The organism is Dietzia cercidiphylli, assembly GCF_014145145.1.
Lineage (GTDB): Bacteria > Actinomycetota > Actinomycetes > Mycobacteriales > Mycobacteriaceae > Dietzia > Dietzia natronolimnaea.
The window spans coordinates 1-5,762 of record NZ_JAALEA010000124.1 but is presented as its reverse complement, the minus strand read 5'-3'; the positions used below and the strand labels follow the sequence as shown (position 1 = coordinate 5,762).

General features: G+C 72.3%; 5 protein-coding genes. 1 reads left to right on the top strand and 4 read right to left on the bottom strand.

Annotated features, from left to right (window positions below; all coding sequences use genetic code 11):
• Nucleotides 1-1,006 (top strand): Dyp-type peroxidase (locus G6028_RS05225; protein WP_182658251.1); only part of this gene is annotated, 1,006 nt, incomplete at its 5' end.
• A 106-nt stretch (nt 1,007-1,112) separates the two neighbouring features.
• On the opposite strand, the gene G6028_RS05220 is transcribed toward G6028_RS05225, so the two are convergent.
• From G6028_RS05220 to G6028_RS05205, 4 genes are all read right to left on the bottom strand, one after another.
• Nucleotides 1,113-2,099 (bottom strand): SGNH/GDSL hydrolase family protein, encoded by a 987-nt coding sequence (locus tag G6028_RS05220; protein WP_182658250.1) that lies wholly within the window; start codon nt 2,097-2,099, stop codon nt 1,113-1,115.
• 84 nt (nt 2,100-2,183) lie between these two features.
• Complete coding sequence (locus G6028_RS05215; RefSeq protein ID WP_182658249.1) at nt 2,184-3,272, bottom strand: SGNH/GDSL hydrolase family protein; 1,089 nt, start codon at nt 3,270-3,272, stop codon at nt 2,184-2,186.
• Between the two features lie 102 nt (nt 3,273-3,374).
• A complete protein-coding gene (locus tag G6028_RS05210; protein WP_182611095.1) occupies nt 3,375-4,442 on the bottom strand; it encodes a beta-ketoacyl-ACP synthase III in 1,068 nt (355 codons plus the stop codon).
• Nucleotides 4,443-4,588: 146 nt separating this feature from the next.
• Entirely contained in the window at nt 4,589-5,548 is a 960-nt protein-coding gene (locus G6028_RS05205; RefSeq protein WP_182658248.1) for an SRPBCC family protein, read from the bottom strand.
• Nucleotides 5,549-5,762 lie beyond the last annotated feature (214 nt).

Sequence of the window (5,762 nt, the reverse complement as noted above, 5' to 3'; positions counted from 1 at the left end):
GGCGGGGGCCACCCGCGCCGAGGTCCAGGGTGTCCTGCGGGCGTGGTCCCAGGACGCCGCCCGGCTCACCTCCGGCCGCGGCGGCCTGGCCGACCTCGAACCCGAACTCGCCCGGGACCCGGCGCGGCTGACGGTCACCATCGGGTTGGGTCCGGGGCTGTTCGACGCGGTGCGCATGCCGGAGAAGCGGCCGTCGTGGTTGCGGCAGTTGCCGGCGTTCCCGCAGATCGACCAGCTCGAGGACCGGTGGTCGGGAGGCGATCTGCTGCTCCAGATCTGCGCCGACGACCCGCTCGTCGTCTCGCACGCCGCCCGGATCCTCGCGTCCGGTGTGCGAGGCGTGGCCGAGCAGAAGTGGGCGCAGCGGGGGTTCCGCAAGGCCGTGGGCACCGACCCGACCGGTCGCACGCAGCGGAACCTGTTCGGTCAGATCGACGGAACCGTGAACCCCGGGCCCGACGACGTGGACTTCGACCGGGTCCTGTTCTCCGACGGCAGGTCCGCCGACGGGCAGACCCAGCGGTGGATGCGGGGCGGGTCCTCGCTGGTGCTGCGCCGCATCCGCATGACCATGGACACGTGGGAGGAGATCGACCGCACCTCCCGCGAGCTGAGCATGGGCCGGCGGATCGAGTCCGGTGCGCCGCTGACCGGGGTCCACGAGCACGATCCGGCCGACTTCGAGGCCGTCGACGAGGTCGGTCTGCCGGTGATCCCGCCGGAGTCGCACATGGCCCGGGCCCGGCAGCGCGATCGCGGTGAGGCCATGCTCCGGCGGCCGTACACCTACGACGACCCGCCGGAGCCGGGCCGGATCAGCAACAGCGGCCTGATCTTCACCGCCTACCAGGCCGATCCGGTGCGCACCTACATCCCGGTCCAGCGGCGGCTCGCCGAGCAGGACGCGCTCAACACGTGGACCGTCCCGATCGGGTCGGCGGTGTTCGCGCTCCCGCCGGGTGCGCCGGAGGGTGGGTACGTCGGACAGGGGTTGTTCGAGGGATGAGCTGACACGCAGCCGCCCCCGGCGATGAGCCCCCGCGCGAGCATCGGCTCACGCTGGTGTTCGTCGCCGGGGGCGGCGGTAGTCGGGAGCGGTGGGGTCGGCGGGGTCAGATCGCCGCGGCGATGGCGTCGGCCATGGCCTGCTGGCCGAGGGCGGTGGGGTGGAACGCGGCCGCGTTGGTCGGTGCGCCCCCGAGGAAGTCGGTCCAGCGCTGGTCGGCCGGGGCGCAGGCGCTGCGGTCGACCTCGTCGGTCGGCAGGACCGAGATGTGGCCGTTGCGCTGGGCGGCGTCGTCGACGGCGTCGTTGATCGACTCCGCCACCTCACGGGCCCACTGGAGGTTGTCCTCGGTGAGAGCATCGGTGAACGCGCAACCGTCCTCGTCCGACTCGGGCATCAACGGCATGTACTGCGTGGCGACGACGGTCGCGCCCGGTGCGGCCTCGCCGATAGCCGCATAGACCTCGTCGATCTCCCCGCCGTCGCCGAAGACCTCGGCCATGTCCGAGGCGACGGTCCCGCCGAGCTCGGTGCGGCAGTCGCGTGGCGCGCGGGGATCGGTGGGGAGAGCACCCTGCGTGATGCAGCCGACGATCGTGCCGAAGCCGACGTCGTTGCCGCCGATCGACAGCGTGACCAGGTCGGTGGTCGAGTTCAGGGCGTCGAACTGCGGCGGGACGCCCGTGGACTGCGAACCGTTGAGGTCGGGGATCTGGGCCCCACCGCACGTGGCGTCGGTGAGGTCGCCGACCGCCGGGTTGGGGTCGAGGAGATTCGGGTAGTTCGCGAGACTCCGACCGCATGCCGCGGGCCCGCCCGCCGACTCGCGGCTGTCGCCTAGCGCCGCATACGAATCGCCCAGGGCCACGTAGTCCGCGTAGGCGGGCTGGGCCAGGGAACCGAGCGAGCCGCTCGCGGGGAGGGGCGTCCCGGCCGTGGATCCGAGGGCGCCGACGGCGATCGTGCCGTCCGTCTGCGTGGTCGACTGTGCGGCCGCGACGGGCGCGGCAGCGAGCGCGAGGGAGGCCGCCAGCGCGAGGGTCGTGGTGAGGGTGCGTGCGCCGGCGGAGCGGCGGGGTAGGGGAGTGAACATGACCGCAGTCTGCTATCCCGGGTGCCCCACCGTTGGTAGTTGTGGCAACTAAGCAAATTCTATTCCTGTGGGCCGGCGTCGGCGCTACCCCGACAGCGCGGACAGCACCCGACCGGCCACGTGGGCGTGCCCGGCGGACGTGGGATGAACGGGCACCGAGGAGGTCTGCAGGCCGGTGAAGTCGACCCACCGGGTCTCCGGGGGCGTGCACATCGAGTGTCCGGGCTCGTCGGGGATCACGACGGTCGCCCCGTTGCGCTGAGCCGCGTCGCGGACCACCCGGTTGATGCTCTCCTGGAATCCGCGGACCTTGTCCCGTTCGGCCTCGGGGATCGCGATGAACGGTGCGCAGTCGGGCGAGGCGAGCAGGGTGCGGTCGTCCGGGATCGCGGAGAGGTATCCGACGGTCACCACGCGGGCGTCGGGGGAGCGCCGGGCGATCTCGGCGTACACCGAGTCCATACGCCCGTCGAGCTCCTCGAGAGCCCGCGCGGCCTGGCGGTCGATCACGTCGGAGCACCCGGTGGTGGCATCGAAGCCCTCGGCGAGTCGCGAGGTCACCGAGTCCACCATCGGCAGGAACTCCGGGGCGGTGTTGGGCCGGACGGCGCAGGCCACGATCACCGCGGCGAACCCCACGTCATTGCCGCCGATGGTCATGGTGACGAGGTCGGTCCGCGCATCCAGGGCATCGAGCTGGGGCGGCGCCCCGTTGCGCGCCGGCTCGAGGAAGTCGTCGGCGGTGGCTCCCCCGCAGCTGGCGTTGATGAACGTCCCCACACCGAGCTCGCGGGCCACGACCGTGGGATAGGCGTCGTCGGTCCGCACACACGCGACGGGCCCGGCGCCCCAGGATCCCGGTGCCACCCGGCCGACGGCGGCGTACGAATCGCCCAGCGCCACGTAGCGCGCCGGACCGGTTCCGGTGCCGGCGTAGACGGACGGGCCGAGACCCTCGCCACTGATCTGACCTGCGATGTTCTGCCCCAGCGTCTGCGTGGAGCCGCCCGCCTGCTCGATCGTGGAGCCGGTCGACGGGGGAGCGGCGGGGATCGCCGGGGTCGATCCGGCCACGACAGGGGCGACGAGGGAGCTCAACAGGACTGTTGCGGCGGCCGCCACGGCGCCGGTGGTCGCCGGGCCCGCGCCGCGACGGAGACGTGAGGTGTGCATGAGATCACTCTCTCATGAACGCTCGTCCATCAGGCAGGTCCGCGGCCCCGGTTCTGGTGAACCGGGGCCGCGGGACGCACCGGACCTGAGGCCGAGGAGCCGTCAGTCGACGGGCGGTGCGGCGGGCAGGCGCACGACCTGGCCGGCGTAGGACAGTCCCGCGCCGAAGCCGATGCACAGGGCGACCTGACCCGGCTGGGCCTCGCCGTCGCGCAGCATGGCCTCCATGGCCAGCGGGATCGAGGCCGCCGAGGTGTTGCCGGTCTGCTCGATGTCGTTGGCGATAGCCACCGAGTCGGGGAGTCCGAGGTGCTTGGCCATGGCCGAGTTGATGCGCCCGTTGGCCTGGTGGGGGATGAACGCCTGGATCTGCTCGGCGGTCACGCCCGCGGTCTCCAGCGTCTGCGCGCACACCTTGGACACCTGCACGGCGGCCCAGCGGAACACCTTGGAGCCGTCCATGACCAGGTAGGGCTGGAGCACGGCCTCCTCGCGCGCGGCGGCCGCGGAGGCATCGACCTCGTCCACGTACTGCTTGAAGTCCTTGGTCTGGCGGATGGCGTCGCCCTTCTCGCCGTCGGACCCCCACACCACCGGGCTGACGTCGTTGGTCTCCGACGGGCCCACCACCACGGCGCCCGCGCCGTCGCCGAAGATGAAGGCGGTGTTGCGGTCGGAGAAGTCGATGCCGTCAGTCATCTTCTCCACGCCCACCACCACGACGTACCGGGCGCCGCCGCCGCGGATCATGGTGGTGGCCACGGCCAGGCCGTAGCCGAACCCCGCGCAGCCGGCGGTCAGGTCGAACGCGGCGATGCCGTTGCGGCCGAGATCGGTGGCCACCTGCGGAGCCGCGTGCGGCACCTGCGTCCAGTTGGTGGAGGTGCACACGATCACCGCGTCGATGAGCTCCGGATCGATGCCGGCGGAGGCCACGGCCTTCTTGGCGGCCTCGCTCGACATGGAGACGATCGTCTCGTCCGGCTCCGCCACGCGGCGGTTGAGGATCCCAGAGCGCTCGTAGATCCACTCGGAGCTCGAGTCAATCGTCTCGCAGATCTCCTCGTTGCTCACCACGCGACGTGGACGGTAGGCGCCGATGCCCAGGAGGGTCGTGCCGGGCGCGCCCTCGCTGGTCGCGATGGTCACGGTGTCGTTGGAATCCGCCATTGCAGATGGTGCTCCTCGTCGGTGTGCTGTTCGTGCGGTTCGTGGTCGGCGCACGGCTGGTGCTCCCCGACACAGTACTGCTGTCTCGGTGGACATCGTCGCACCAGACGTCGATGTTTCGTCGACGATCGGGCGCCACCCTCGGGTCAGTCCGTGACCAGGCCCTCGAGCCATCCGCGCCAGCGCTCGGAGTCCCAGGTGGGCTCCACGCCGTCGACCGCGGCGGCACCGAGCGGTGCGCCCGACCCGCCCGGGACGTCCACGTACTCGTACGCGCGGACGGCGACGGCGGCGCTGCTCGTCGCGTCCTCGGGCGTGTCCCCGGCGGGGAAGACGTAGAGCTCGATCACACCGTCGACGGGCGCGGAGAGGACGATCAACGCGGAGGCCTCCGACTCCGTCGCGACGATGCCCCCGACCTCACCGGACCGGGCGACCTCTGCGGACCGGGTGGCTTCTCCGTTCCCGTGCGCACCGCCGACCCCGGCCGCGGGGGCCACGAGTCGTCCGAGCACCCGCGACCACAGGTCGGGCACCGAAGACCGCACGGGGTCGGTGGCCGCGTGGACGGTCACCACCCCGTCGGCGGGTCGGTGGGTGAGCCGGTGCGCGAGCACGGTGAGGGACTGGGCCCAGCCGCTCACGCTGCCGTCGACCGACTCCTCCGCGAGTTGCCCGCCGGAGGCGAACCCGGACCGCAGGGTCAGCACCGTGCCGCCCTCGCCGTCGTCGGCGACCTCACAGGAGGTCGTCCACGGGGGCACCGGGATCCCCTCCCCCATCCAGTCACGTTCCTCGAAGGTGAACTCCCCCGGCGCGGTGCCGGCGGGGGGCGAGAAGACCGTGATCTCGCCGACGGTGGCGGTGAGCATCGCCTCGGCGGCGGCCTCCGGACCGGTCGTGGGATCCGGGGCGCCGGGGTCGGCGAACTGCACGATCCGGCCTCCCACCTGCGGCTCCAGAGCGCACGGCACGAACCACGAGGAGATTCCCTCGCCGGTCGAGACCGCGTCCCACACCACGCCCGGCGCCACCGGGAGCGGCACGCTGCACACCACGTGGCGGCCGTCGTCCGTGGCCTCGATCCCTGCCGTCACCCCGTACATGTCGTGCTCCCGCCCGCCCGTCCGACCGTTACCGTCGTCAACGCTACCGGCGTGGGTGCACGACGTAGTCTGACGGTCGTGATCGCGACGAGGGAGGTGGTGGACCCGGGCGGACGCGGGACCGCTCTGCGGGGCCCGGTGGTCGCCACCGCCCTGCTCTTCGCCGCGAACGGGGCGATCTTCGGCGCCATCGTCCCCCGTCTCCCGGACCTCA

Bases quoted from the DNA above. Each gene is read 5' to 3' on its own strand.
- G6028_RS05220 (WP_182658250.1), bottom strand. From the start codon at position 2,099: ATGTTCACTCCCCTACCCCGCCGCTCCGCCGGCGCACGCACCCTCACC.
- G6028_RS05215 (WP_182658249.1), bottom strand. From the start codon at position 3,272: ATGCACACCTCACGTCTCCGTCGCGGCGCGGGCCCGGCGACCACCGGC.
- G6028_RS05205 (WP_182658248.1), bottom strand. From the start codon at position 5,548: ATGTACGGGGTGACGGCAGGGATCGAGGCCACGGACGACGGCCGCCAC.
- G6028_RS05210 (WP_182611095.1), bottom strand. From the start codon at position 4,442: ATGGCGGATTCCAACGACACCGTGACCATCGCGACCAGCGAGGGCGCG.